We start from the raw sequence: 26,384 nt of genomic DNA on the forward strand, positions 1-26,384 counted from the left end.
GGCCCTGGCGGTGCCTGCCGTCGCCGGGCTCGCGTAGAGCGGATGGGCCAGGGCCGTCTCCTGGAGAGTCGCCGATCCCCCGTGACTTGGTGCAGAGAAGCCACACCTCCACGTGCCGCTACAGGGTGGGCGGGAAGCGGTTTCTCTGGGGCTGGAAGTGTGGTGCGAGGTGTATTGCAAGGGCTTGGTGCAGCTCAGCGACGGTGCGCCTGACGGTATCGATTGCGACGGGTGTGGCGCCATCGCTGGATCGAGGGACCTTGGGTACCGGCTGAGCCCCGCGCCCGCAGCTGCCCCCGCCTGGTGGCCGGGCGGGGGCAGCTGCGGGCGCGGGGCTCAGCGGCGGAACACATCACCGCATCCCGTCGGGGTAATCGGTGAAGGGACGGGGTCGCGGGCTACACCGCCAACAAGGACCACCTCGAGTCCTGCATGGCCGATCCCATCGTGCAAGGCGACAATCAGGCGCAGGGCGAGATCGCCGAAGCGTCCCGATCGCCCGCATGGTCCGCTCCTGAGCCGCCACCGACCTGCCGGGCGACGGTCAGCGCGGTGTGGCCTCGCCGCGTGCGGCGGTGACCAGCCATGAGCTGCTGCGCAGCCACACCGCCCCGTCCGCCTCATAACGGCTGAGGGCATCGGTCAGCGCCTGGCGCGCTTGGGCCTGCTGCTTCGGGGCGACCTGGCCGAGCAGATGGCGGCCGGGGCCGGAGTCCAGCAGGAACGCCGCGGCGTCCTTCGCGTCGGCGCCCCACTTGCCCGGCACCTCGATGCGCTGTACGTCGACGTCGGTGAACCCGCCCGCGGTGACCAGGGTGCGGATGCGGTCGGGGTCGGTGAGGGAGAACATGCCGGGGCCGCCAGCTTTGCCGAAGCCGCCGAGCGGCACGATGCCCTCCAGTGAGGCCATCGCCTCGAGCCACTGGTTGGCCTCGGCTTCGGCCGCGCAGACGAAGGCCAGCCGGCCGCCGGGGCGCAGGGCGTGGTGGAGGTTGGCGAACGCGGCGGCGGGGTCGGCGAAGAAGGTCATGCCGTACCGGCTGATGACCGCGTCGAAGCCCTCGGTATCGAACGCGTGGACCTGCGCGTCGCCCTGGACGAAGGAGACGTTCTCCACCCTTTCCCGTACGGCGCTCTCTCGGGCCTTCGCCAGCATCGGGCCGGACAGGTCCAGCCCCAGTGCGCGGCCCCGGCCCGCGCGCCGGGCCGCGAGGCGGGTGGTGCGTCCGGCCCCGCAGCCCACGTCCAGCACGGAGTCGGTTTCCTTGACGGCCGCGGCGTCCAGGAGGGGCTGGTTGAAGCCGTCGTTGACGGCGTCCCAGCGGTCCTGGCTGCGGGCCCACTGCTCGCCCTCGTATCCGTTCCACGCCTCGGCCTGCGCGGTGTCGGCGAAATGAGCCATGGGTGACTCCCTCCCGCCGGGGCGCGGCACGGCGCCCCGGCCCTAGTATGGGCAAGTGCCCAAACAGTATGGGCGGATGCCCATACTTGCAATGGGGTTGAGGGAAGGGGCGGTTGTGTCACCTCGTGGAGTGGCGATTCCGGATTTGCGCGAGCGATTGTTCGCGGCTGCGGAGCGGGTGGTGGCCCGCGACGGTGCGGCGGCTTTGACCAGCCGCGCGATCACCGCGGAGGCGGACTGCGGCAAGGGGGTCCTGCACACGCATTTCGCCGGCCTGGACGAGTTCGTCGCCGAGCTGCTCCTGGACCGGTTCGCACGCAGCGCCCGCCAGGCCGAGGCGCTGGAGGCGAAGGTGGGCGAGGGCACGGTCGCCGGCAACCTCCAGGAGGTCGTCCTCAACCTGATGGAGGCGCTGCCCGCGGCGGTGGTGGGGCTGGCGATGACCCGCCCGGCAGCCGCACTGCACACCCGGGAGGGGTTCCAGTCCGGCGCGCCGGCGTTCGACGCGATCCAGCACGCCGTCACCACCTACCTCCAGGCGGAACAGCACGCCGGCCGGATCCCGGCAGGCAGCGACACCGGCGCCATCGCGCTCGCCCTCGTCGGCACGACCCACCACCTGCTGATGACCCGCAGCCCCGGACGGACCGCCGACACCGGGGCGACCACGCAGCGGCTGCTGGCCGTACTTCTCGGCGGCTGACCTGCACGCCTGCGCCGCCGCCAAGGCGATGGCCGCGGCGGCGAGGCCCGCGACAGGGTGGGGAGGCGTGCGAGGGGTCGCCCGGATGGTCCGCTCCTGAACGCGCGGCACCGGCCGCCCCCTACGATGAACCTATGATCGCCGCCGTTCAGCGCACACCGAGCCGCCGCCCTGCGGGGCGCGGCTTCGTGCTGCTGGTGCTGGCGGTCCTGGCCGGCGTCCTGGCCATGCACGGCTTCGGCCCGACCCCCGTGCTTGCCGCCGCAGGCCACCCCGCCCAGGCCCGACACGCCGTACCGGCCGACGCGCCTCACGGCGCCCCCGGCTCCCATGTGCATGAGGCCGTGACGGACGGGGCGTGCTCGCACTCGGCCGGGGGCACGGAACACCTGGACCACGCGGACGGGACGTGCGCGGCCGCGGGTGTCGGCTCTGCGTACGCGCCGCCGCCGTTGGCCGCGGCGCTCGACGTGCCCCTGGCGCCCTCGGCCCTGCCTGGCGGCGCCGAAGCCGGTGCGTGGAGCGGTCGGGCGCCGCCTGATCTGGCTGAGCTGCAGCTTCTGCGGATATAGAGCCGCCCGCACGACCCCATGCCCCCTGACCGGTGGCGGGGTTCGTGCTGCGAGCTCTCTTCATCCGTTCCTCGCGTGTGCCCGCTGACCGGGCCGCGCAGCAAGGAGTAGCACCACCATGATCAGCAAGCGTTCCCTCCTGTGCCGCAGCGCCGCCGCGACCGTCGCCGTGTCGGCCGCCCTCGTGCTGGCCGCCTGTGGCAACGGCAACGACGCCTCGGCCGGCCACAACGGCCACACCGCCACCTCGCCGTCCGCCTCCGCACCGATCTCGCAGGGGCAGCACAACGCCGCCGACGTGGCGTTCGCGAAGGGCATGATCCCCCACCACCGCCAGGCCATCGAGATGGCCGGCCTGGCGCCCTCGCGCGCGCAGTCGGCCGAGGTGAAGAAGCTCGCCGAGGACATCAGGAAGGCCCAGGACCCGGAGATCAAGACCCTGTCGGGGTGGCTGACCTCCTGGGGCGAGCAGGTGCCCGCCGAGGGCGAGATGGACCATTCCGCCCACGGCATGGCCGGGATGATGAGCCCGCAGGAGATGGAGAAGCTGAAGAACTCCTCGGGCGCAGCGTTCGACACCGCCTTCATGGAGCTGATGATCAAGCACCACGAAGGCGCGGTGGAGATGGCGAAGGCGGAGAAGGCCCAAGGCGTCTTCCCCGACGCCAAGACCATGGCGGACGCGATCGTCACCGCCCAGTCCGCGGAGATCGAGCAGATGAACAAGCTCCTCGGCAGGAGCTGACCCCCGGGCCGGGTAGGGACGCCGTGCGCCGTCCCTGCCCGGCCCCCTCGCGCACCCCTTCCAGCCCGTCACCGACGCACCCACGGTCGCCGGGGAGCAGCCCGAGCCCGGCCTGCTCATCGTCCTCGCCGCCGACGGCCGGATCCACACTGCTGCACCGTCGCCGGTCAGCGGCGAACTCTGATGCGGACTCCTGTGGACGGCCCTGCACGCGGGTCCTGCGAGGTGGGAGCTGACGGCCCGAACCGGGCTGCCGCGCGCACGCTGGGGCTGAGCGGGCTCAGCCGCCGATGAGCTCCCGGGCCCTGGCCACGACCTCGGGCGTCGCCGTGGCCAGGGAGCCGCTGTCGTACGGCGGCTGGGGGTCGTACTCGGTGAGGAGCTGAATGGCCCGGGCGGTGAGTTCGTCGCTCAGCAACGTGCACAGCCCAAGAGCCAGGTCGATACCGGCGGAGATCCCGGCCGACGTGATGATCTTGTCGTGCCGGACGACGCGTTCCGCGGTGTAGGTGGCACCGAACGTCTCCAGGTCGTCCATCGCCAGCCAGTGGGTGGTCGCGGTCTGCCCCTTGAGCAGCCCCGCTGCCCCGAGGAGGCTCTCGGACAGCATCGCCACCGCGGCCACGATCTCGCGGGCGTGGTGGACGGCGTTCTTGTTCCGCCGACGCGGCAGATCGTCGTAGACCCAGACCTTCATCGCCTCCCGCAGCGCCGACTGCGTGATCGCGGTGAACGGCACCGTGCTCGCGTGCCCGAACACGGCCATGTCCCACACGTCCTTGACCCGCTCCGTCTCCGGCGTGCTGTTCAAACGGACGAGCGCCACCTGCGCGGCACGGATCATCGTGGCGTGCTCACGGCCGAACCCCGCCGCCTCCGGGGCGGTCAACTGCTCCAACGTGGACACCTGCAGGGCGCGCATCCGGTCGTAGAGCGGCCGCAGGATCTCCGGCCGCAGCTTGTACCCGTTCTCGACCCTGGACCACAACGCGTACAACGCCTCGGCGACCAGCAGATCCGGCAGACCCCGCAGGCTCACCTCCCGCGTGGAGCAGACCGCCCTCTCCGTCCGCCGCCACCACGCCTCGTCGAACCCGCGTTCCTCACGGACCACGCGCAGGCGTTGCGTGTGGGTCTTGCAGTACGGATATCTGCTGCCGACCCGGTCCAGGTAGCAGGCAGCGATCAGGCACGGGCCGAACCCGGCAAGGCCCACGACCCGCGGGTGGGCCAAGAACTCCTCCAGCCCGATCCCGCCCAGCCGCTGCATCCGCTGCAGACGATGCGCCACGCACAGCATGGCGGCAGCCGTGTCCCGTGGCCGCTCGCACCGAAACACAGCACACGGCTGCTGCCCAGCCCCCGTGGAGAAGGGCTTCGGCATGCCGCGGAACTCCTCCAACGGCAGGTCGGTGTTGCGCCACCGCTCCAGGCAGCCCCGGCACATCGGCCAGGTGGCTACCGTGATGGCCAGAGGACAGTTCGGTACCGGGCAGTCCGCCAGCCCGATCACCGGATGCACCCTCGGGAAGGTGATCACCCGACGCTCCCAGCACCAGTCCACCACCTCCAGGAACTTCGGATCGAGAGCGCTGACGATCTCCTCGAAACACGCCTCACCCGCAGGCGTCTCGATCGCCGGCCACATAGGCACCGTCCCGACTGTCACCGGCTCCCCTCCCGCCCTGCGCCGGCCCGCGGCGTCGGAACCCGATCGACAGCCGCCCGCACCCGCCCCGGATCAGGAAACCGGTACGGCCCCGACGAGTCCGGGCTCCGTTGCCCCAGCAGGGCCTGCACCTCGTCCGGCGCACCGCCCGCGTCCGCGACGTTCGACCCGAACGCCCGCCGGGCCATGTGCGGACCCACCCGCCGGCCCAGCGCTGCCCGCTTCCCGAGCCGCTCGAAGAGCTCCCCGATCGCCTCAGGCGACATCGGCGCGCCCAGCGGCGCCCGGAACAGATTCACCAGCAGAAAGTCGCTGCCACTATCCCCTTGCAGCCGGTGCCGCTCCTCGTAGTACAGGTCGAACGCGGACACCGTCAGGAAGTCCAGCGGCGCCACCCACGAATGCCGGGACTTCGACCAGGCACCGTTGGAGTTCTCCCTCCGCCGCACATGCACGTGCGCCCCCGGGTATTCGCAGCCCAGCCCCCACGAGTCCGGCAGCAGATGCACGTCGCTGCGGCGAAGTCCGGCGGCCTGCCCGCGCCGCAAACCCACCCGCCCGAGCAGCAGCACGACCAGGCGGTCCCGCGCGCTGCGGCACGCGACGAACATCGCCACCAGCTCGGCGTCGGCCGCCCGGTCCACCTCGGCGACCGGCTCCCGCAGGCGGTGAACCGGTCGCATCCGGTAGAACAGGCCCCCGTCTTCGCCGGTGGCCTCCGTCGGCAGATCCCGGCTGTCGGCGAGTTCGTAGATCTGCCCCAACACCCCACGCGGTGCCTCACCAGCAGTGACCGCGTACGACAACAGCCCCCGCACCGCGACCAGCACCCGGTTGATCCGCCGCTCGCCCCGCACCGCCGCCGACCCCGGGCCGGGCTGCACCACTGGCACCACCCCGTGAACGGCGGCCGGGGTGTACCTCAGCCAGACCATGAACAGGCCCAGATCCCGGCCCGCCTCGGGCCACTGCCGGCCCGTCGCCCTGCACCATCTCAAGTACAGGGCGACCCCGCCGGCGTACGACTTCGTCGTCAGCTCGGCCCGGTCCCGCCCGAACCGAAGGTTCCGCAGCCAGCGATCGGCCACGGCAACGACCTCCAGATCGTCATCAAGGACCGTCCAGTACCTCTGCCCGGACGGCATCACCACGGGAAACGCCCGCATCCGCAACTCCTGCTTCGAGCCGTGCAACGACCCGCCGCAGAGCCACACCCCCCGAGAACGAGTCCCAGGAGATCAACGAACCCACCTCACACCACGTCACACCACAGCTGATCCACCCCAAGAGAAATCCCCTCTGCAAGCAGTGCCAGCAGGCCCGGCAGGAACAGCCGGCCCGCTCCTGACCGTGTCCGATGCTTCTCCGTCGGCCCCGATCACTTTGGTCCTCCCCGACGGGCAGGCCATCGAGCGGGTACGGCTCTACGAGCGACAGCAGCTCGACTCCGGCCTATGGATGTACCGCATCGGCGTCCCCCTGTCGCAGACAGCCGCCGGGGACGGGGTCGAGCCGGCCGAGTACGGCACGTGGGTCACCGCCGAGAGCAGCTGCGCCCGCTGCCCGGGGTCGACCTCGGGCACGTCCCCGCCCACCCCTGTACCCGCACCTCGACGCCGACCCGGTGGGCGTGGCTGCTCGACGGCCGCACCCACGGCCGGCCCGCCACCATCCACTCCGAAGGCTGCTCCGGCGCCACCGACCGCGCGCACCCACTGGGCACCATGCAAGCGCTCGACGCGCTCGCACGGCCCGGCACCATCGCCTGCACAGCGTGCGACGCCGCCGAGGCCCTCTTGCCGATCCTCACCCACGGCCAGAACGACGCACCCGCCCCCCGGCGACTGATCACAGGTCAAACGGTCGGGGAAGCGGTGTAGTCGTGGCGTTGGTACCCACGTCCGTCGCCGTGCCAGTCCAGGAACAACACCGAGTCACCGAGCGCGGCTGCGCCGGCCCGGTGGCTGATGGTCGCGGTCCGGTAGGTGCCGGAGCGCGCCCCGCTGGACGTGCTGTCCTCCAGCCGCGCCTCCAGGCCAGGGAAATCCCTCTCGGCCACCACGAAATCGGCACCCTCGCGGGACTGTTTGATCTGCACGCGCAGCTTGGCCCCGTCGAAGATCGTCGGGTCGTCCACGGGGTAGAAGCTGGCCCCGTCCCAGCGCACTTCGGCGTACGCGTACACGGCGCCCCCGGTCCGGGCCGCGCACGTCCGTACCGTCACCTTCCAGTTGTCCGGCCACGGCCCGTCATAGCTCGTGTCGTCAATGCCCTTCGTGCTGCTGGCGCACTTGTAGGCCGGGGCCGCCGTGGCGGAGGGAGCGGCCGGCGCCGCCACCGCCACGACGGCCACCGCCGCGCCGAGCCGCTGCACTGGCCCCGCCCTGAGTGTCACTACCGACCGCCGACCCCGGGGCCGCCTCCTCCGGTCCCGGCCCTACCGGAGGAGGACATGGCGGGCCTCTCGTGAGCGCGTCACGAGGTCTTCGCGTCACGCCTGTGGCAGCTTTCGTTGGGCACCCGCGAAGCCCCCGACACCTCCAGCCCCAGGACCAGGCTGTTCCGGCTGATGGCTTCGTTCGGCCTGGCGCGTCGTCAGGCCGCGGCAAGGGCCAGGAGTTCCACTCCCCACACACGCATTGAACACGTTCAAATCATCTGGCAGGATGGCGGTCGACGACCCCGCCCCACCGGCGGGGAACGCGGATACAGTCCGGAGGTCAGTGCACCGTGCTCATCGCCCTTCTTGTCTTCCTGATCCTGGGTGCGATCGTGACCCTCCTCCCGGGCACCGTTCTGGGATACGCCTGCGTCGCGGCGAGCGGCAGCATGTCGCTCAGGGCCAGGATCGCGCTGCTGCTGTTCACGGCCGGGGCCACGGCGGCGACCTGGCTGATGCTCGTAGGGATTCCCGGGTGGCGGACGGAAGCCGCAATCCTGTCGTTCGCCGCGACGGCCGCCTCGGGAGCCCTTTTCCTCACGATCGACACCTACAAGCGCCGTGCCCCCCGCCGGCCGCACCCGGCATGGCAGGTCCGCAACTGAGACGGGGGCCGGTGGGCGAGGTCCAGTCGGCCAAGGGCGTCAGGCGCAGACCGTCCGATCCCGACGGTCGATCACGCGTGCATCCACTAGCACGGCGTCTCCGGCCCGGACCGCCGAGATCAGGGGCGGCTCACCGTCCGCTGCACTGCTCGCACCTACGTCCACGCCCATGACTCTGTTCCCCCGTCGGGTTCTCGCAGCTCAGTCTAGGTCTGCCGAAAAGGACCGGCAGGACGGGGCAGAGAAGCCGGCGCGATCGAGGGATCCGTGATCGGCAGGCCTCCCCACGCGCGGCGGTTGCATCGCATGCAACATCGCGGCGTCAGGTGTGCCGGCCCAGCCCAGACCTCACACCGACACGTGGACGCTTGGCTCCCAGCCCGCTGGCAAACCGTCAGCCGCGCTCGCGGAATGCAGCGACCAGCCCCACTCCGCGCCGTCAGCAACAAGCCAACGGCACCTGGTTCACCCGCCCGGGCACGCCGGTTCACCGGCGAAACGCCTGGACTCGGCCCGAGCCCGGTCATCCGGCGGCCGCTCCGCCGACCCCTCACCGAACCCGAGTACGGCAGCGGGCCCCACGCCCAGGCGCAGCCGCTGGAACCGGAGCGGATCGGTCAACCCTCGCCTTTGCCGTAGACCTCATCCCTGCGAGGTAGTCCTGACAGGCGTGGGAGTGCGTTCGGTTGTACGGGCGCCGCCCCAGCCACCGGGCCGCGGCCGGCTCGTAGACGACCGTGGTGGTGGGTCAGTCCTCCCTACCTTGTTGATCGGGATGAGCGAGCCATTCGTAGGGTTGGCTCACCCAGGGGTGCCGGGTGTGGCTTTCAGACCTCTGCCGTCCGTGGCTTCAGACGATTCGCCGCCCGGCACCCGACGACGACTCGGCTGCTGATTGCGACGCTGATCGCTGAGTAGGGACTCGACAGCGAGGTCGCATGGTGCAAGTCCAGCAATACCGATTCAGGTGGTGGGTGGACATCCCGATCAGCACCGCCCGGCGATCGGGCCTGCTGAAGGACGAGAAGCTACTCACCGGCTCGGCTACGACCTGTTCACCACGAGGATGTCGACCACGAACACCAGCGTGTCCGTGCCCTTGATCTTGCCATGCCCTTGGGATCCGTATCCCTGTGCCGGCGGCACCGCGAACTGCAGGCGGCTGCCCGCCCGCTTGCCCAGGAGCGCGGTGTCCCAGCCCTCAATGAGCTGGCCGACGCCGATCTGCGCGGTGAACGGCTCGCCGCGGGCGAACGAGCTGTCGAGAACCTCGGCCCTGTCCCACGGCTGCAGAATGAAGTGGCAGGTTACGGAGTCGCCCTTGCCGATGGTGGCACCACTGCCCCGGACCAGGGTCCGGACGACGAGTTCGGTGGGGGCCGGGCCGCTCCCCACGGCGAGGGTCGGCTTCTCACCGAAGCCCTGGCCCGAGGTGATCACGGGCAGCGCCCCGACCCCGGCGGGCCCGCCTGCTGAAGCCGTGCCGTCCGGCGACGAGGCCCCTGTCGGCGAGGTCGAGCCGCCCGGGGAACGCGTCCCGTTCACGTCGGTGACCCCAGACGGGCTCGGACTCCCGGCGGCTGCGCCAGTCTTGCCGCCCGGTTGGCCGTCGAGCGAGAACAACAGGGCGACCGCCCCGCCGCTGACCGCCAGGGCTCCGCCTGCCCCGGTGAGCAGCATGGAGCGCCGGGACAGGCCCCGCCGGGGTGACACTCCCGGCGCCGACACGTCGGCGGGGCCGGTGCGCGAGGAGGGCCGGATGGCCGTCGCTGCCGCGTGGGCCGACTCCCTCCGTCCCAGCATCATCGTGCTGTGCCGGGCTGGCAGCCACCCTCCGTGCCCGAGGGTGGAGCCGACCGCGAACTGGGCCCGCAGCCGCGGGACCGTGGGGCGGTCGGCAGGGTCCTTGGCCAAGCAGCGGGCGACGGTCGGGCGCAGTGCGGCGGGCACGTCGTCCAGTAGTGGTGCGCTCTCGATGGTGCGGTACATCATCGCCAGCGCATCGCCCTGCCCGTACGGGCCGTGGCCGGTGGCCGCGTAGACCAGGGTGGCGCCGAGCGCGTAGACATCTGCGGCCGGACCCACGTCACCGCCGCGGAGCTGCTCGGGCGCCATGTAACCGGGAGTCCCCGGTGTCATGCCGGTTGTGGTGATCTGGGTGTGGTCGCCGGCCCGGGCGATGCCGAAGTCGATGACGCGCGGGCCGTCGTCGGCCAGCAGGACATTGGAGGGTTTGAGGTCGCGGTGGGTGAGGCCGGCGCTATGGATCGCCTCCAGGGCGGCGACGATGCCGGCGGCGAGCGCCCGCAGGGAGGCTTCCGGCAGCGGACCGACGGAGACGACAGCCTCGGTGACGGAGACACCTGGGATGTACTCGGTCGCCAGCCAGGGCCGCGGGGCGCTGGGGTCGGCGTCGAGGACCGCGGCCGTGAAGCGGCCGTCGACACGTCGGGCGGCCTCGACCTCGCGGGCGAAGCGACGCCGGAACTCGGCGTCGTGTGCGTACTCGGCATGGGCGGCCTTGACCGCGGCGAGCCGCTGGTCGGCGGAACGGCCGAGGAACACCTCCCCCATGCCGCCGCTGCCAAGGCGGCCCACCAGTTCGTACGTGCCGATCCGCTCCGGATCACCGGCCTCCAGTGGCTGCATCACCAGGGTCCCCTCCCATCGTGCGGGAATGAGCGTACCGCCGATGCTGCCGCCAATCGGCCCTACCCCGGCGGGCTGCCGTCGCCAATCCGCTCCTTCCGCCGCCGGCCTGCTGCGAGTACCGGCAGTCGGACTGGTATCCGTACGAGGTGGTGCACCTTCACTTCACTGCGGGCCACCCGGTCCGGTCGCTGGTGGCCGCGTGCACGGGTGCGACGGCCAGGCCCCGGTGCCCGCCGCGAACCTCCCTTCATCCCGGAGGAACTGGCTTCTCCATCAGTTCCGGGTGATGTGGTGGCACGGTGCGTCTCGCCTCGGATAACGTGCCATATCCGAGGCGATAAAACGGGCACCACCCGGAGGCGTCAAGGATCCTTGACGATGGTCCGCCGGGTGTGAGAACGTCAAGACCGTCAAGAAACCTTGACGGTCGGTCACGAGGCGAGGAGGCGTGCGCGCATGGGGTGGGCCACCGAGGACGGGCGGCACGAGGGGTACGCCGTCGCGGTCCTCGCCGACGGCCGTGAGGCCACCGCCGCGGACAACCCCGGCACGGGCAACGCCGCCTGGTGGTGCTTCGACGGCCGGGACGGCCGCCCGCTCGCCGTCGGCGTCCGCGCGGGCTGCGACTGCCGCGACGGCCGGGGCCGCACGGCCGCGGAGTGGCGCGGCGCCATGGTTCACCCAGTCGACTTCGGCGACACCGAGACGACCGAGAACTGGGAGGACGGCCGCGGCCCGTTCGCCGAGTGGGAGGCAGTGCACGCCCGCCCCGCGACGGCCGCCGCCGTCCCCGACGAGGCGGCCGCGCTGCTGGACGAGGCCCGCACCCTGCTGGCCCAACTCGCCGAGGAACGCCCGCTCGCCGCCCTGCGCGCGGTGGCCCGGCTGGAGGCCCTCGCCGAGCAGGCCGGCCGCGCGGCGGCCGGCGCCGCCCAGCGCGGCGGGGAGTCCTGGACCGGCATCGGCAAGGCCCTCGGCGTGAGCAAGCAGGCCGCCCACCAGCGCTTCGCCCGCCACCTCGGTGCACCCGCGGCACACGGAGCGCAGGAGCCGGGCGCGTGAGCGGCCCGCGGCGGACGCGGCGCGCAACGCGGCTGGGGCCCGGCCAACTGGCCGGGCCCCAGCGGACGGGGACGTCCTGTCGCCCGGGAGTCGGGCGGGACGGACTACAGCAGGTTCAGGTTCGACATGACCGACACGGCGAAGTAGTAGGTACCGGCCCCCACCGGGCCGGCGGTGATGACCGCCAGCCAGAACCCGGCCGCCAGGCCGCGGGGCTTGGGCTGCTGGACCCCGAAGAAGACCGCGACGGCCATCAGGGCGCCCAGCAGGACGGCGATCACGGTGTAGGGGCCGCTGGCGGCGGCGTCGACGGCGACAGTGAGCACGGGGACTCCCGGGCAAGAGAAGTGACGGGGCGGTAGCGGTTCTCTCACGCTCCGCTAATTGTCTCACGAGCATGAGACAACAGTTGAGACTTTCCTAACGTGCAGGTCAGAAAGGAGAATTCGGTGTCCGAAGAGAACCGCCCGGGCCGCAGGATGAAGCCGGTCGCCGACGATGTGCCGCCGCTGCGACGCCTGTTCACGCTCCACCTGCGCGAGCTGGTGGCGCTCAGCCTGCCCGAGGGCACGCCCACCGGCGCGCTCGCTCGGCTGGTGCCGATGGCCAGGTCGACGCTGTTCCACTACCTCAGCGGCAACCGCCTGCCGAGCCCCGGCGTGCTGGAGTCGCTGCTGGACGTCCTGTGGACCGTCAAGACGCATCCCGAGACGCTCCAGCTGCCCGACCACGAAATCGAAGGGGGCATCGAGCGGCTGGCCGCGCCTCGGGAGAAGGTCTCCAGCTGGCTGAGGATGTTGGAGAGGGTCGAAGCCGAGGAGTGGTCGCACAGCGCCCGGGCGGACGGGCGGGTGCCCCTGCGCATGGCCGGATCCCGGACCAGCATGGACAGGGATCACGACGTGGCGGTGGCCGTCGCCGATGCGTACCGGGCGGGTCTAGAACGCCCGCCGAGCGACGTCTCCAGCATGTTCCGGGTGTACCGTCCGGACCGGGCCGAGGGATCGGTGTCGGTCACCGAGGCCATGCGCGCCGTCCGCGAGGCCCAGCGCGGTGTGCAGGAAGCCACCGCCCAACTCGGCCGCGCCCAGGACCGACTCGCCCAGGCCCTGGTCGCCGAGGGACACCTGACGCCCGAGGCCCTCGACGACGACCTCGTCTCCCTCAAGCAGCGGTTCGACGCCTTCCGCGACCGGTACGAGGTTGACGGCGCCCGCCAGCGGATCCAGCTTCTGCTCACCCACGCGCAAGGGCTCCAGGGGGAGGACGGCCTCACGGAGGCGGCCAGGCGAAAGGCGGGCCGCTCCGCGGAACACCTGCGCGACCTGTACGAACGGCTGGACCGGGCGGACGCCGAGCCGGACGCCGAGGCCCGGCACCGGGAACTCCAGGAGGTCTACCGGCTCCTGGAGGAACGAGAGAAGGCCGCCTCGATCCGGCAGACGGCCCCGTGAGCACGCCACCGGATCAGGAAACCCCGCCGGCGGGGCGCCGGTATGGGCAGGCTGCGGCCGACGGCCAGGGAGCCGGCGGCGGCTCGGGGCGAACGGCGGTCCCCGCCTCGCGCGAGGTCGTGCTGGTGGAGGTGGTCGACGCCGAACTCGTCGATGACGCTCCGGCCGCGGGCACGCTCACGGCGTACGACCCGGCCGCTGCCGTCCTGGCCGCGCTGGATGCGGACGCCGAGGAGCACCTCGGCCGGATCCGGCCGTCCAAGACCCGCACCGGGTACGCCCGGGACTGGCAGCTGTGGGAGGAGTTCCACGTCTGGCTGGCCGAACAGCGGGGCGTCCGCCTGCCGCTGAGCGCCGTCACGGTCGGCACCTTCGTCGCCTTCGTGACCTGGCTCGACGAGGTGGTCGAGGCCGCCCCCAACTCCATCGAGCGCCGCATCACCGGAGTGACCTCCGAGGCCCGCCGCCGGAAGTACACCGTGCCGAAGGATGCCACCGAAGCCGCCCGCCGGAACCTCAAGCCGCTCAAGCTCGACAAGGGCCGGCAGGCCCGCGGCCGCGGCAAGGCAGCCGCCCTCTCCCCCGACGACCTGCGGAGAATGAACAGCGCTCCGCGCGAACCCGCCCGGGCAGCCGACGCCTGGAGCCCCCGCCGGACCTACCTCGTCCCGGAACTGGCCCGGCTGCGGGACCGGGCCCTCAACACCCTGAAGTTCGCCGTCGCCGGGCGCAACGAGGAGATGTCCGAGCTCGACGACGTCCAGGTCGTGCCGACCGACGAGGGCCTGAAGGTGCACGTTCCACCGGTCAAGGGCCGCCCCGGCCGCACCGTGCGCGTCACCTACGGCGAGCACCCCGACAGCTGCCCGGTCCGCTGCTGGAACGCGTGGCTGCACGCCAAGACCGCCGCCGGAGCAGACCCCGGCGGCCCGGCCTTCGTCTACGTCGACCAGTGGGGCAACCTCGGCGCCCGCCGACTCTCCCCGGACGGGGTCGGGCGCGCCATGGCCCGGGCCGCCCGGTACGCCGGCATGACCGGCCGCCGCATCACCGTCCACTCCGGCCGACGCGGACTGGTCACCACCGGCCGCAAGAACGGCAAGCGCGTCGAGAAGCTCCGCACCCAGGGCGGATGGTCACCGAACTCACCGGTGTTCTGGGAGTACATCGCCGAGGGCGAGCTCTTCGAGGACGCCGCCACCGACGGCATCGGTTCGTGACCAGCTGAGGAGATGGTTTGGCACGACGTCTCGTTCGCTGCCCTGCTCCAGAAAGGAACTTTGACCAAGAACCATGGGCATAAGGGTGGTTGGACGGCGGATGCCACGCTCCCGGCAACCTTCGTTGACCCGCCGAAGCCGGGTGCGGCCAGACAGGAGGCAACCGGTGAGTGACCGAAGTTCGATCGAGTGGACCGAGGCGACCTGGAACCCGACGACGGGCTGCGACCGCGTCTCATCGGGCTGCGACAACTGCTACGCACTGACCCTGGCGAAGCGGTTGAAGGCCATGGGAGCGGCCACATACCAGAACGACGGTGATCCGCGGACCTCAGGTCCAGGCTTCGATCTCACGGTTCATCCGGACGCCCTGGACGTTCCCTACGGGTGGAAGAGCCCCCGCACGGTGTTCGTGAACTCCATGTCGGACCTCTTCCACGCCCGAGTGCCCCTGGATTTCGTACGCCGTGTCTTCGAGGTCATGGCGGACACCCCCCAGCACACCTACCAGGTCCTCACCAAGCGGGCCGGCCGACTGTGTCAGGTCGCGCACCGCCTGGAGTGGCCGACCAACGTGTGGATGGGCGTCTCTGTGGAGACCGCGAAGGAACTTCCGAGAGTCGACGAACTGCGCCAGGTACCTGCTGCAGTCCGGTTTCTCTCCTGCGAGCCCCTGCTGGGCCCGCTCGAAGGCCTGAGGCTCGACGGCATTCACTGGGTGATCGCCGGTGGTGAGTCAGGGCCTCGCCACCGGCCGATGGACCCAGTCTGGGCCGCCCAGATTCGCGATCTGTGCATTGACGAGCAGGTCGCGTTCTTCTTCAAGCAGTGGGGCGGCCACACGCCCAAGGCCGGCGGTCGAACCCTGGACGGACGAACCTGGGACCAGATGCCGATCCCCGTCGTCGTGCACCGGGTTCACCCACCGCAAACTTGTCCCAGACATTCTGAGATGAGGGGCGGAATCTTGGAAGAACCCGATGAAGCGGTGCTCGACAAGTACGTGGTTCCCTTCGCAAGCAAGGTCGGCAAGTACGCCCCGGACGGCCGGGTCGTCTACCTAGACGGCTATGCCGGCCCAGGCCAGTACGACGACGGCACCCCTGGCTCACCGGCCCTCATCCTCGAGTCCGCTGCCGCCATCGCGGCCTTCCGCAAGCTCGACTGCTACTTCATCGAGAAGAACCGCAAAAACTACCAGTCCCTGTCGTCGCTCGTAGCAGAAGCCTGCGAGCAGGGCCTGGCGGCCCACGCTCTGCAGGGCCGCGTCGAAAGGCACCTGGACCACGTCCTGGAAGCGGCCCAGGGGTCACCCCTGTTTGCCTTCCTCGACCCCTTCGGCCTTGGTATCCCCTTCGACGCCCTAACCCAGCGGATCTTCGGGAGCCGTCCCGCCGGCGGCCAGCCCACCGAGGTCCTCCTGAACTTCAACGCCAACGCCGTGCGCCGCATCGGTGGCCTGCTCACCAACAATAAGGACACCCCCGGGAAGCCGGCCCAGTTGAAAGCTCTGGACGCCGCCTGCGGTGGAGACTGGTGGCAGCAGGAGTTCCTGGACTCCGAGAACAACCCGGAAGCCGTCGACCGCATTACTAAAGGCTTCGCCAAGCGGGTCGGCGAAGCCGTCGGCGCAGGCACTTGGACCGTAGACGTCCGCAACCGCGCGAACCTCCAGGTGGCCTACAAGCTGGTCTACTTCAGCCGTCACAGGGACGGCCTCTGGCTCTTCCACGAAGCAGCCAGCCGCGCCAGGAGGAAGAGATCCGCCGCCTCGGGTGGATCAAGACGATCCGCGCGAACCTGGAGGACCTCCTCCACAAGCACGGCAGCTTCGTCGTGGGTAGCCACCTGGGCGAGGTCCTGGCCGGGGTACTCCACGAAGCCTGGGAGAAGCACATCCGCGCAGCCATCAAGGAGCTCTACAAGGAGGGCAAAACCAGCTGTACCGGGGTCGGCGACGTGCGGAAGCTGCGCGTGACTTGAGCCCGCTGAGCTGGAGGCCGCAGCACCCGGGCCGGGACCTGCATGACTGGACGCAGGAGGGCCGGGAGCTGTGCGCCCGGTTCCCCGACACGACGTTACGCGGCGCGGTCCGCGCTGTTCGACGCCGAGCGAGCCGCCCAGGAGAACGCAGATCCTGTCCGGTAGTTCCAGGCGATGGAGGGATCACCTGTCGGTGATCCCTCCATCGTTCGCCTTGTTGCGGAGTCCGGTCCGGTAACAGCGGCTCGATCCAGGCCCACTGCACATCAGTCAACGACACAACCAGGCCAACGATCCGGTGATCTGATAGAGGCGCAGGCACTGGGACCTGGAGGAGTGGACGCACTGGGGACCACCCCGCTCCAGCGTTCGCCGTCGCAGCGCTCAAGGCAGTTGAGCCATGCGGTCACCGCCAGACGGTGTCATATAACGCCCTCTCAGAGTTTGTAACACGATCATGAATCGGGCTTGTTGAGGCGTCTCCAGCAGATGAGGCTGCAGGCGAGGGAGACGAGCGCGTCGTGGAGTTCGGTGCGGCGTTCCCAGCGGACCGCGAGTCGTTTGAACTGGTGCAGGAGGGCGAAGGTCTGCTCGACGACGTAGCGGAGTTTGCCCATGCCCTTGATGTTCGGGGCGCCCTTGCGGGAGATGACGGGCAGGATCCGGCGTCTGCGCAGCTATTCCCGGTTGGGATTGGAGTCGTACCCCTTGTCTCCCAGCAGAGCGTCCGGGCGTCTGCGGGGACGGCCGGGGCGGCCCGCCACCGGCGGGATGCCGTCGACCAGGGCGAGGGTTTGCGTGACGTCGTTGACGTTCGCCGCGGTCGTGATGACTTTCAGCGGGGTGCCGCGTCCGTCGCAGATCAAGTGGTGTTTGCTGCCCGTCTTCCGCCGGTCGACCGGCGACGGACCGGTGTCGGCTCCCCCTTTTTCGCGCGGATGTGAGAGCCGTCCACGCACGCCCTCGACCAGTCGAGCCGGCCGGCCGCGTTCAGCTCGGCGAGCAGGATCCGGTGCAGCTGGTCGAAGACTCCGGCCTGCTGCCACCGCTCCAGCCTTCGCCAGCAGGTCTGTCCGGAGCCGAACCCCAGCTCAGGCGGCAGGAGTTGCCAGGCGATGTCGTTGTGCAGGACGTACAGAATGCCCTGCAGACACAACCGGTCTGCCACCGGCCGCGGCCCTGGCGACCTCGTAGGCCAGGGCGGCAGCAGCGGCTCGATCAGTGCCCACAAGTCGTCGTCCACGATCCACGGCCGAGTGCTCACGCACTCACGAACGGCCGAATCATCGCACTGGTTACGCCCGACCAGGGCATCTCAACAAGATCCTGTTACGAGCTCTAAGCTTGACGTTTATCCAGCTCTGCTGCTTGCGATGGTTGCCGTGAGGTCCGGTTGGTCCTGTTTCCCGACGGTGCGTTCGCGTGCAAGGTGCTTGTTCTTCATGCCGATTGGCCGGCCTGCGCCTGCGGTGCTGGGTTTCGGTGCACCGGCCGGTTGAGGGGCCTTGCCGTGGAGGCGGCGAAATCCTCTGCGGCACCGACCCTGGCCGAGGCGATGGAGACCGCCCGCACGAAGGCATTCGTGATCCTGGACGGCCCCCTGCTGCCGATCGACCGGATCGCCGCCGACCCCCCCTTACTACTCGGGCAAACACAAACGGCACGGCATGAACGTTCAGGTCCTCACCGACCCGTTCGGCCGACTGCTCTGGGCGTCACCGGCCCTGCCCGGATCCACCCATGACCTGACGGCCTCCCGCAGCCACGGGATCGTCGACGCGCTCGCCGCCGCGGGACTGAAGTGCTGGGCGGACAAGGCCTACCAAGGCGCCGGCCGCCACATCCGAGTCCCCTTCCGGGGCCGCCGGCTCAAGCGATGGAAGCGACGGCACAACAGCACCCACGCCAAGATCCGGTGCGTCGGCGAGCAGGCCATGGCCTCCCTGAAGGGCTGGCGCCTACTGCGGAAGCTCCGCTGCAGCACCAACCGGATCACCGACATCGTGAAGGCCGTCCTCGTCCTTCACCACGCCTCACCATGAGGTTGGAAAAGGCTCCGTGTGGTGGCCGAATGCGGAGATCCTGCCCGGTACCCGGGAGCGCACCGAACAGCGTGTGAAGTCCTGCATCTTGCCCTACCTCGGGGAGAAGCGGCTGCTCGACATCGGCACGGAAGAACTGAACGCCTGGAAGCTCGCTCTGCGCAAGCAGGTCGCGTCGGGGACAGTCCGCACGGCGTGGCAGAACCTGTCGAAGATCCTCCAGGCCGCGTGCGAGGCAAACCGCATTCCCCGCAATCCCTTCCCGGGGCTGGATTCTGCTCGGCCGCCGAAAAGGCCGCCGACGAACAAGGAGGCGTGGGGCCCGTCGGTGTTCCGGGATGTGCGTGTTGCCCTCCACCCGCGGTACCGCGCCCTCGCTGATCTCGGCGTCGCCGCTGGCCTGCGCCCCAGCGAGGCGCTCGCGTGGAGCCCCGACGATCTGCGGGACGGCTGGCTGTATGTCGACCGGCAGCTCCAGAGCATCGGGGCGCGGCACTGGTTCAAGCTGCCGAAGAGGGACAAGACCCGCCGTCTGCCCGTGCCGACGGAGTTGGAGGAGGCTCTGCTCGCCCACATGGAGGCATTCCCATCCGTAGAGGTGACGCTGCCCTGGGTCGACGCGAGCGAACCCACCATGGCATGGGAGCAGAGGCCGCAGGTGACGGTCCGGTTGCTCACCACTACGGCGTACGGCAACCCGATCACCAGCAACATCTTCCGGACCGACAACTGGAATCCGGCTCTGGAGGAAGCCGGGCTGGTGGAGCGGCTGTACCGGGCGGACGGGACGCCTCGGGATGCCTGGAATGGCACGGCGCCGTTCACATTCCACGCTTTGCGGCACACCTACGCCTCGGTGCAGCTCGGCGCAGGCGAGACGCCGGTGACGGTGGGGGAGTACATGGGCGACACCGTGGAGACCGTGCTGGAGACCTACGCGCACTTCATCCCCGACGCCGGCGTCCGGGGACTGGAGGTCATGGGCAACTTCATGACGGCGGCCTGATCATGTCTCAACTGACTGCGGAAGGTGTGGTGATGGCTCCGGTTGTGCCAGGCTATCGGGCCATGACGACTCGGCTGATCGGCTTCGGCCCTGCACGTATCACTTCGGCGGGCACCCGGTGCGCCCATGTGCCCGATCAATGCCCGACTGCGCGTGCTGCGAGCCTTTCACCTGCGGGAACGTTTCCCCAACCCCTGCCAGAGGAAGGGGTTGGACCAGCCGCCCGTCCAGACGGTGGGGAAGGGCGCGGCGATGCCCGCGAGTTGCCCGTCGACGGAGACCCGGACCTCGCGGTGGGGGCCGTCTGCGGCCTTGCAGGAGTACGGGGCCGCGTCCGGGGCGGTCATGTACCAGTACTCCTCGCAGCCGCCGCCGGAGCCGGTGGCGTACACCTCGGCGAGGAGGCGCTCGGTGTTGCGCGGGGTGGTGACCGACGGGGAGGTGAGGGGCAGGACGCGGTCGGGGGTGTCGGGGGCCGCGGCGCCGCCCTCGGCGGCGTAGAAGGTCAGGGTCACCTTGACGTCGATGACACCCGTGTAGGTGTCGTTGACGACGTTGCCTATGAGCATCTCGACGGGCTGCGGGCGGGCGAGGGTGTCGCGGTAGCGGGTGACGTCCTTCTCCACGGACCAGGTGATCCCGTCGGGCGAGGGCTGGGGGGTGGAGGTCCGCAGGATCTCGACGCCGCCGAGGGAGAGGTGGCCGAGCCGGTCGTACTGGCGGCCCTTGACCTTGCCGTCGAGGCGGAGGACCACCTTCGCCCAGGGGCCGGTGCCGCAGGCGGCGGCCGGCGCGTAGCTGCCCTGGTACGGGGTGAAGTCGCGGAACTGCGCCTCGGCGAGGGTCACCTCGCAGGACCGGGTCGCGGGCCGGGCGACGGGCGGGCCGGGGGTGAGGGGGTCGTGCCAGTCGGTGCCGAACTCGGCGGGCGGCGGGTCGGCCGGGGCCCGGCCGGGCACGGACGCCGGGTCGACCCGGGTGAGGCCGTGCACGGGTCCTGCGGCGGCAAGGGTGAGGCCGTGCGCGGGCGGCCGGTCCGCCGGGGTGAGGCCGTACGCGGGTCCCGCGGCGGCCAGGGTGCCGGCGGCCAGCGCGATCGCGCCGAGCAGGCCCGTGATCCTGTGTCGTCTCATGGACCCGCAGTGAAACCCGGCACGGCCCGGCCGTGCCAGGGCCGGTGCGCGGACCCTGGCCTGTTCTCGCCGTCAGCCGCGCAGGACGACCACGCCGTCGTCGTCGGCGTGGACCGTGTCCCCGGCACAGAAGGTGACGTCCCCGATGGTGACGGGCTCGTCCACCGCGCCCTCGCCGGTCTTGCCGCTCTTGCGCGGGACCGTGCCCAGCGCCTTGATTCCTAGGTCGAGCCCGCCGAGGGCGACGCTGTCGCGGACCGAGCCGTTGATGATCAGGCCCGCCCAGCCGTTGCTCTCGGCCGCGCCGGCGAGGAGGTCGCCGACCAGGGCGGTCCGGGGCGAGCCGCCACCGTCCACGACGAGCACCGCGCCCTCGCCCGGAGTGTGGACGAGGCCGCGCAGCAGGGCGTTGTCCTCGTGACAGCGGACGGTCCGTACGGGACCGGCGAACAGGCGGCGGCCGCCGAACTGGCGGAACGCGGTGGCACAGATGCCGAGGGATTCGCCGTACTCGTCGTACAGATCGGCCGTGGGGACGGGGGTGACGCTCATGTCGGTACCGGTTTCCTCGCTGCTCGTTCTCGTACGTCGCGTGGTCCGGCCAGGGTAGGCCTTCGTCCGGCGCGGCGAGGGATACCGTGCCCGGCCCGCACCCGGACATCGGCCGGAACCTGACGGGTCGTGGTGCGGGTCCCGGCCCGCGGAGCCGGGTCAGTCCCGGGAGTTGCCGAACAGGATGCGGTAGCCGATGAGCAGGACCAGCGAGCCCGCGATGGCGGAACCCCAGGTCGCCAGGTCGAAGAACTCCGTCTGGATCGGCTTGTCCAGGACCTTCGCCGAGAGCCAGCCGCCGATGAAGGCGCCGGCGACGCCGATGAGGGTGGTGCCGATCAGGCCGCCGGGGTCCCGGCCGGGCAACAGGACCTTGGCTATGCCGCCGGCCAGCAGTCCCAGGATGATCCAGCTGACGATCCCCATGCCCAGTCACTCCGCTTCGGTGGTTCGGTGGTTCGGTCGTTCGCTCGCCGTCCGGCCGTTCCTTACGCCCGGAGGTTCACCGGGGAGGACGCGACCGTGGCCGAAACGGTTCTCTCCGGCTCAGACCGCCACGCGTCCGACGGGCTCGGCGGCGGCCGGCGCCACGTCGGGCACCGTCCGCGGGGGAACCGCCCCGGCGGAGGGCGTCCGGGTCAGCAGGACCACCCCGCGGGCCGCCAGGAGGGCTCCGGCCGCGGCCAGCAGCATCCCCGGCGCTCCGCCCTGGAGGCGTTCGCCGAGCAGGACCATGCCGATGGCGGCCGCGGCCAGCGGGTTGGCCAGGTTCACCACGGCGAGCGGGGCTCCGAGTCCGCCGCGGTAGGCCCGCTGCGACAGGAGCATCCCGCCCACGGCGAAGAACACGACGAGCAGGGCCACCGCGACGACCCGGAAGCTGAGCAGGGCCCCGCCGCGGCCGCCCGCCACGGCCACGGTCTGGGTCAGTGCGGAGGCCGCCGCGGAGGCCAGCCCGGAGGCCGTCGCGTGCCGCAGCCCCGAGCGCGGGTCCTTGGCCGCGGTCAGCGCCAGGATCACGGCGGCCGTCGCCCCGGAGACGGCCAGCGCCTCGGCCAGGGTGAGGGTGTCGTCGGGGGCCGGCCCGGAGGCCGGGAGGAGCAGCAGGCCGAGCCCGGCGACGGTGGCCAGGGTCCCCCGCCATTCGGTGGCCGCCACCCGCCGTCCGGCGCGGCGCGCGCCGAGGGGGACCGCGGCGACCAGGGTGAGCGCGCCGAGCGGCTGCACCAGGGTGAGGGGTCCGTACCGCAGGGCGGACGCGTGCAGGAGCGCGGCGGACGCGTTCAGCCCGGCCGACCACCACCAGGCGCCGGAGCCCATCAGGGCCTTGGCGCTGCGTGCGACGGCGGCGCGGGCGAGGCGCTCCTGGGCGACGGCGCCGGCCGCGTAGGCCACGGCGGAGGCGAGGCAGAGCGCGAGGGCGAGGACGGTGTCGTTCACTGCCCGGCCCCTACGGCGGCCGCGGCACCCTGCCGGTCCGGCAGCCCCCGTACGTCGGCGTCCATGTCTGCGTCCGCGCGCGGGTCCGTACCCGGGTCGGCGTGGGGACCGCTCGCGCGCGGCCTCGGGACCAGCAGCAGGGCCGCGCCGAGCAGGACCGCGGCCACGACGGCGTCGAGCCAGTAGTGGTTGGCCGTGCCGACTATCACCAGCAGGGTCAGCAGCGGGTGCAGCAGCCACAGCAGGCGCCACCGGGAGGGGGCCTTCCCGCCCGGGGACTTGGCGCTGGTGGCGGCGATCACGCCGAGCGCGAGCATCAGCGCCCAGCCGAAGTGCAGCGAGGGCATCGCGGCGAACTGGTTGGCCAGGGTGTCGGCGTCCGGCGCGGCCCGGTAGACGGTGGGCCCGTAGACCTGCCCGGTGTCGATGAGCTGCGCGGCTTCGAGCATCCGCGGGGGCGCGAGCGGGTAGGCGAGGTGCAGGACGAGGGCGGCTCCGGTGAGCACGGCCAGGACCCGGCGGGTCCACAGGTAGTGCGCGGGGCGGCGGATGTAGAGCCAGATCAGGAAGAGCGCGGTCGCGGGGAAGTGGACGACCGCGTAGTAGGTGTTCGCGGTGTGCACGAGGGCGTCCCCGTGCAGCAGCAGCCGCTGGACCGCGCCTTCACCGGGCAGGCGCAGGGTTCGCTCGGCGTCCCATATTCGCTCCGCGTTGCGGAAGGCCTCCTCGGTGCGGTCCGTCGAGAGCAGCCGGCCGGCCTTGTAGACGATGAAGAAACCCGCGACGAGCAGCAGCTCGCGTATGAGGCGACGGCGCGCGGCTCTCGGTCCGGCTGGCCCGGCCTCCGGCCCGGCAGGTGTGGTGTGGGAGGTCATCCCCCGGTCTCTCTTCCTGTTTACGCGCACTGCGACACGCCAGTGTATCGATACATTGGCGTATCGATACGCTGGTGTACCGATACGGTTGCGTTCCCGTACACTTCCGTAGTGGAACCGCCGCCGAGGAGCCCCCGAGGAGAGCCGCAGCCATGACGTCGACGCCGACCCCCGCGCGCCGCTCCAAGATCACCCCGGAGCGGGAGCAGGAGTTCTACGACGCCGTCCTGGAGCAGCTGCGCGAGCACGGCTACGAGGCGCTGACCATGGAGGGCGTCGCCGCCCGGGCCAGCTGCGGCAAGTCCACGCTCTACCGCCAGTGGAAGACCAAGCCCCAGCTCGTCGCCGCCGCCCTGCGCGCCGGCCGGCGCGGCACCCTCGTCGCGGTGGACACCGGGACGCTGGCGGGCGACCTGCGCGAGGCGGCCCGGATCGCGGCCGGCACCTCCGGCCGGGACACCCGGCTGACACAGGCCCTCGGGCACGCCGTGCTCAGTGACGAGGAACTCCAGGCCGCCCTGCGCGAGGCGCTGGTCGAGCCCGAGCTCGCCGCGTTCGACGTGATGGTGCGGCGGGCCGTGGCGCGCGGCGAGATCGCCGCGGACCATCCGGCCGTCGAGTTCCTGCCCGCCCAGCTGATGGGCGTGCTCCGGATCCGGCCGGTGCTGGAAGGACGGTACGCGGACGCCGACTACCTGGTCCGGTTCGTCGACGCGGTCATGCTCCCGTCCCTGGGTCTCGCACCTTCCCTCCCCGCCCGGCCCCCGGCCGGACGGACCCCCTGAACCGGCGGGCCGCCGTCCCGATGACCTGACGGCGAACCGCCCGCGCTGCCTCGTGGGGACGGCGGCAGCGCGCCACCCGGACCGGGCGGCGGCCACTCACTCGAGGAGTGGCCGCCGCCCGGTCTGTGCGGCACCGTGCCCGCCCCGGCGGCCGTGTTCAGCGGACACCGCCCATGACCCGGGCGAACTCCTCCGGGTCGGTGTCGAACCCGCGCAGCCGCACCTCGAACGACCAGGCGCCCGAAGCGTCGCGGGTGAACTCGACGACGGTGGCCGCGGTGGCGGAGGGCACGGACGCGAAGTCGCTCTGGGCGAGGTCGGTGTGGCCCTCGCGGATCCGGAACCCCGTGCCGGCGATGTCGGCGAAGGTCTTCGCGCGGCCCGCGGCGCCCGTGTCCGTGCCCGCGCCCTGGATGACCACGCCGACCACCACCCGGCGCAGATCGGACCCCATCCGGTCCAGCTCGAAGGTCATCACCTCGTCGAAGCCGAAGCCCTGCCCGGTCTGGCTCTCCCGGTTCAGGGTGATGGTGCCGTCGGGCGACCGGCTGCCGAAATGAACCAGCTGGGCCGGCGTGCCGTGGAGGTCCGCGGCGGCGTAGACCGCGGCGACTATGTCGAGGTCGCTCGCGGGCGTGCCCGCGGGGCTGGGGTCCCACCGCAGCGCGAACTCCACCTTGGCCAGGCCCTTGCGTACACCCGTCACCGAACTCCCCCTTCGTTCACCAGGACTTGCCCCCGCATGATCCCACGGGACCCCGCCGTGATCCGGAGGACCGTACGTTCCCGGCCGGTTACCAGTCGCCGTCCTGTACGGGTTTGCCCGGCCTCGGGGCCTTCCCGAGCGGCTCGACCTGCCCGGCCGACGGCTCCTCCCACGGGGTGTGGTCGGCGCCGAGCCACTCCCCCACCGGCCTGACCCCGCTCAGGGCGCCGGCCGGCGCGAGGTCGGCGGCGGTCTCGTCGTAGTAGTCGAACCAGGGCAGCCCGGCCCGGGTGTAGGCGGCCCGGTCGACGGGCGAGGGCGGGGCGTCCTCCCCGGTGATACGGCGCCACGCGGGCGGGGGCACGAGGTGGACGAAGACCCGCCCGGCCGGCTCCCCGGCCCAGTCGGCCAGCGGCCGCTCGTCCTGGTAGACCTCCTGACGCATGGAGCCGCCGACGCCGAGCCCCATCGCCGGAGCCGCGGGCGGCCCCGTCCGGCCCACAGGACGGGGCGCGCCGGGAGCCGCGCCCGGCTGCGCCGCCATCGGCGCGGGCACCGGGCCGCCGTAGCCCGCGAAGCCGGTGGAGCCCGTGGAGCCGGGGGCGGGCGGAGCCCCGTAGAGACCCTCGGCGCCGACCGGCCGCGGGGGCGCCAGGCGCGCCCGCTCGGCCCGGCGCCACCGTGCCAGCGCCGCCGCCCCGAGCGGGAAGGTCTGGAGCTGGACGCCGCCGGTGGCCTCCTCGCCGGTGACCTGCCCCTCGACCGTGGCCCCGAGCCCCAGCGGGACGGCGACGAACTGGCGCACCGTCCCGTCCCCGGAGTTGATCCCGTCCAGCCACGGCTGCCGGGGCAGGACCACGTAGTTCTGCGGGTCGCGCGCCAGGCTTCCCGTCCAGCGCTCGCCGGAGACGGCGCACACCTTTCCGACCCCGACCTGGAGGGCGGCGGGCTCACGGGTCCCGCCGAAGCTGAGCCACATCGCCTCGCGCAGGTACACGGGCAGCATCAAGCCGCCCTTCGCCAGCCACTCGGGCGGCACCGTGTCCGGGTGGTCCTCCACCCGTCGCAGCGGGAACTCCCCCAGCCCCGGCGGCAGTGCGTGGGTACCCGACTCGGGGAGTCTCAGCGTCCGGATGAACCTGATCTGCACCCCTTCGCCCAGTAGCAGCGCATTCCCGTCCACACGTACGGACCCTGTTCCCACGCCCGCCCCCTCCTCCCGCTCCGGCCCCGTTCCACCGCAGGATCTGCGGCTGAACCGGATCGTTATCCTCAAGTTTCGCTCAAATCTAGTGACGCTGCGCCCGCGGGCTTCCTAGCTTCCTCGTACACACGTCT

The 26,384-nt window shown here is 71.5% G+C and carries 22 protein-coding genes and 5 pseudogenes; 13 read left to right on the forward strand and 14 right to left on the reverse strand.

Features of this window, described 5'->3' with window-relative positions; translation table 11 throughout:
• Nucleotides 1–544: 544 nt before the first annotated feature.
• Nucleotides 545–1,402, reverse strand: a complete 858-nt coding sequence (locus RIU97_RS02825; RefSeq protein ID WP_404953133.1) for a class I SAM-dependent methyltransferase — start codon at nt 1,400–1,402, stop codon at nt 545–547.
• Nucleotides 1,403–1,517: 115 nt separating this feature from the next.
• Between RIU97_RS02825 and RIU97_RS02830 the strand changes: the two genes are divergently transcribed.
• The 3 genes from RIU97_RS02830 to RIU97_RS02840 all read left to right on the forward strand — a co-directional run bounded on the left by RIU97_RS02830 (nt 1,518) and on the right by RIU97_RS02840 (nt 3,422).
• On the forward strand, nt 1,518–2,105 hold the full coding sequence (locus RIU97_RS02830; RefSeq protein ID WP_404953135.1) for a TetR/AcrR family transcriptional regulator: 588 nt from the start codon (nt 1,518–1,520) through the stop codon (nt 2,103–2,105).
• Nucleotides 2,106–2,239: 134 nt separating this feature from the next.
• Nucleotides 2,240–2,677 carry a DUF6153 family protein gene (locus RIU97_RS02835; protein WP_404953136.1) on the forward strand — a complete coding sequence of 146 codons (438 nt, stop codon included), beginning with the start codon at nt 2,240–2,242 and terminating at the stop codon, nt 2,675–2,677.
• A 118-nt stretch (nt 2,678–2,795) separates the two neighbouring features.
• Nucleotides 2,796–3,422: a DUF305 domain-containing protein gene (locus RIU97_RS02840; protein WP_404953137.1), complete on the forward strand. Its 627-nt coding sequence runs from the start codon at nt 2,796–2,798 to the stop codon at nt 3,420–3,422.
• Between the two features lie 280 nt (nt 3,423–3,702).
• On the opposite strand, the gene RIU97_RS02845 is transcribed toward RIU97_RS02840, so the two are convergent.
• Nucleotides 3,703–5,070, reverse strand: coding sequence for a DJ-1/PfpI family protein (locus RIU97_RS02845; RefSeq protein ID WP_404962738.1), 1,368 nt, complete (start codon nt 5,068–5,070; stop codon nt 3,703–3,705).
• Nucleotides 5,071–5,087: 17 nt separating this feature from the next.
• Entirely contained in the window at nt 5,088–6,257 is a 1,170-nt protein-coding gene (locus tag RIU97_RS02850; RefSeq protein WP_404953138.1) for a tyrosine-type recombinase/integrase, read from the reverse strand.
• 363 nt (nt 6,258–6,620) lie between these two features.
• Here RIU97_RS02850 and RIU97_RS02855 point away from each other — a divergent pair, with 363 nt between their 5' ends.
• Nucleotides 6,621–6,971: a DUF6233 domain-containing protein gene (locus RIU97_RS02855; protein WP_404953139.1), complete on the forward strand. Its 351-nt coding sequence runs from the start codon at nt 6,621–6,623 to the stop codon at nt 6,969–6,971.
• Here the strand turns inward: RIU97_RS02855 and RIU97_RS02860 are convergent.
• Nucleotides 6,947–7,465, reverse strand: a complete 519-nt coding sequence (locus RIU97_RS02860; protein ID WP_404953140.1) for a hypothetical protein — start codon at nt 7,463–7,465, stop codon at nt 6,947–6,949. The two genes, RIU97_RS02855 and RIU97_RS02860, sit on opposite strands and share 25 nt — an antisense overlap.
• A 356-nt stretch (nt 7,466–7,821) precedes the next feature.
• On the opposite strand from RIU97_RS02860, the gene RIU97_RS02865 reads away from it, so the two are divergent.
• Nucleotides 7,822–8,136, forward strand: coding sequence for a hypothetical protein (locus RIU97_RS02865; RefSeq protein WP_404953141.1), 315 nt, complete (start codon nt 7,822–7,824; stop codon nt 8,134–8,136).
• 1,044 nt (nt 8,137–9,180) lie between these two features.
• Here RIU97_RS02865 and RIU97_RS02870 read toward each other — a convergent pair.
• Nucleotides 9,181–10,785, reverse strand: a complete 1,605-nt coding sequence (locus RIU97_RS02870) for a protein kinase domain-containing protein (protein WP_404962739.1) — start codon at nt 10,783–10,785, stop codon at nt 9,181–9,183.
• A 459-nt stretch (nt 10,786–11,244) separates the two neighbouring features.
• Between RIU97_RS02870 and RIU97_RS02875 the strand changes: the two genes are divergently transcribed.
• Entirely contained in the window at nt 11,245–11,850 is a 606-nt protein-coding gene (locus tag RIU97_RS02875; protein ID WP_404953142.1) for a hypothetical protein, read from the forward strand.
• Between the two features lie 104 nt (nt 11,851–11,954).
• On the opposite strand, the gene RIU97_RS02880 is transcribed toward RIU97_RS02875, so the two are convergent.
• Nucleotides 11,955–12,176, reverse strand: a complete 222-nt coding sequence (locus RIU97_RS02880) for a hypothetical protein (protein ID WP_384341433.1) — start codon at nt 12,174–12,176, stop codon at nt 11,955–11,957.
• Nucleotides 12,177–12,299: 123 nt separating this feature from the next.
• Here RIU97_RS02880 and RIU97_RS02885 point away from each other — a divergent pair, with 123 nt between their 5' ends.
• The 4 genes and pseudogenes from RIU97_RS02885 to tcmP form a co-directional block, all read left to right on the forward strand.
• Nucleotides 12,300–13,304 carry a hypothetical protein gene (locus RIU97_RS02885; RefSeq protein WP_404953143.1) on the forward strand — a complete coding sequence of 335 codons (1,005 nt, stop codon included), beginning with the start codon at nt 12,300–12,302 and terminating at the stop codon, nt 13,302–13,304.
• Nucleotides 13,301–14,524 (forward strand): hypothetical protein, encoded by a 1,224-nt coding sequence (locus RIU97_RS02890; protein ID WP_404953144.1) that lies wholly within the window; start codon nt 13,301–13,303, stop codon nt 14,522–14,524. The genes RIU97_RS02885 and RIU97_RS02890 overlap by 4 nt, the downstream gene beginning before the upstream one ends.
• A 166-nt stretch (nt 14,525–14,690) precedes the next feature.
• Nucleotides 14,691–15,428, forward strand: a pseudogene (locus tag RIU97_RS02895) (DUF5131 family protein); the annotation flags it as partial.
• 96 nt (nt 15,429–15,524) lie between these two features.
• Nucleotides 15,525–16,502: pseudogene (gene tcmP / locus RIU97_RS02900) on the forward strand (three-Cys-motif partner protein TcmP); the annotation flags it as partial.
• Nucleotides 16,503–16,962: 460 nt separating this feature from the next.
• Here tcmP and RIU97_RS02905 read toward each other — a convergent pair.
• Nucleotides 16,963–17,771 (reverse strand): annotated as a pseudogene (locus RIU97_RS02905) (IS5 family transposase).
• Nucleotides 17,772–17,963: 192 nt separating this feature from the next.
• On the opposite strand from RIU97_RS02905, the pseudogene RIU97_RS02910 reads away from it, so the two are divergent.
• Together RIU97_RS02910 and RIU97_RS02915 are read left to right on the forward strand one after the other, a co-directional pair.
• Nucleotides 17,964–18,549: pseudogene (locus RIU97_RS02910) on the forward strand (transposase family protein); the annotation flags it as partial.
• A gap of 16 nt (nt 18,550–18,565) precedes the next feature.
• Nucleotides 18,566–19,555: a tyrosine-type recombinase/integrase gene (locus tag RIU97_RS02915; RefSeq protein WP_404953145.1), complete on the forward strand. Its 990-nt coding sequence runs from the start codon at nt 18,566–18,568 to the stop codon at nt 19,553–19,555.
• Between the two features lie 197 nt (nt 19,556–19,752).
• On the opposite strand, the pseudogene RIU97_RS02920 reads toward RIU97_RS02915, so the two are convergent.
• From RIU97_RS02920 to RIU97_RS02940, 5 genes and pseudogenes are all read right to left on the reverse strand, one after another.
• Nucleotides 19,753–20,547, reverse strand: a pseudogene (locus tag RIU97_RS02920) (peptide-N4-asparagine amidase); the annotation flags it as partial.
• A 213-nt stretch (nt 20,548–20,760) separates the two neighbouring features.
• The gene (gene rraA / locus RIU97_RS02925; protein ID WP_404953147.1) at nt 20,761–21,240 is read right to left on the reverse strand and encodes a ribonuclease E activity regulator RraA; all 480 of its coding nucleotides are present in this window, start codon (nt 21,238–21,240) and stop codon (nt 20,761–20,763) included.
• Between the two features lie 159 nt (nt 21,241–21,399).
• Nucleotides 21,400–21,666 (reverse strand): GlsB/YeaQ/YmgE family stress response membrane protein, encoded by a 267-nt coding sequence (locus RIU97_RS02930; protein ID WP_030390536.1) that lies wholly within the window; start codon nt 21,664–21,666, stop codon nt 21,400–21,402.
• A gap of 120 nt (nt 21,667–21,786) precedes the next feature.
• Complete coding sequence (locus tag RIU97_RS02935; protein WP_404953148.1) at nt 21,787–22,680, reverse strand: hypothetical protein; 894 nt, start codon at nt 22,678–22,680, stop codon at nt 21,787–21,789.
• On the reverse strand, nt 22,677–23,555 hold the full coding sequence (locus RIU97_RS02940; protein WP_404953149.1) for a phosphatase PAP2 family protein: 879 nt from the start codon (nt 23,553–23,555) through the stop codon (nt 22,677–22,679). The genes RIU97_RS02935 and RIU97_RS02940 overlap by 4 nt, the downstream gene beginning before the upstream one ends.
• A gap of 152 nt (nt 23,556–23,707) precedes the next feature.
• Here RIU97_RS02940 and RIU97_RS02945 point away from each other — a divergent pair, with 152 nt between their 5' ends.
• Entirely contained in the window at nt 23,708–24,340 is a 633-nt protein-coding gene (locus tag RIU97_RS02945) for a TetR/AcrR family transcriptional regulator (RefSeq protein WP_404953150.1), read from the forward strand.
• A 157-nt stretch (nt 24,341–24,497) separates the two neighbouring features.
• Here the strand turns inward: RIU97_RS02945 and RIU97_RS02950 are convergent, their stop codons facing one another.
• Together RIU97_RS02950 and RIU97_RS02955 are read right to left on the reverse strand one after the other, a co-directional pair.
• The gene (locus tag RIU97_RS02950) at nt 24,498–25,046 is read right to left on the reverse strand and encodes a TerD family protein (RefSeq protein WP_404953151.1); all 549 of its coding nucleotides are present in this window, start codon (nt 25,044–25,046) and stop codon (nt 24,498–24,500) included.
• Between the two features lie 88 nt (nt 25,047–25,134).
• On the reverse strand, nt 25,135–26,250 hold the full coding sequence (locus tag RIU97_RS02955; RefSeq protein WP_404953152.1) for a hypothetical protein: 1,116 nt from the start codon (nt 26,248–26,250) through the stop codon (nt 25,135–25,137).
• Nucleotides 26,251–26,384 lie beyond the last annotated feature (134 nt).

Source organism: Streptomyces sp. 147326 (assembly GCF_045000215.1).
Lineage (GTDB): Bacteria > Actinomycetota > Actinomycetes > Streptomycetales > Streptomycetaceae > Streptomyces.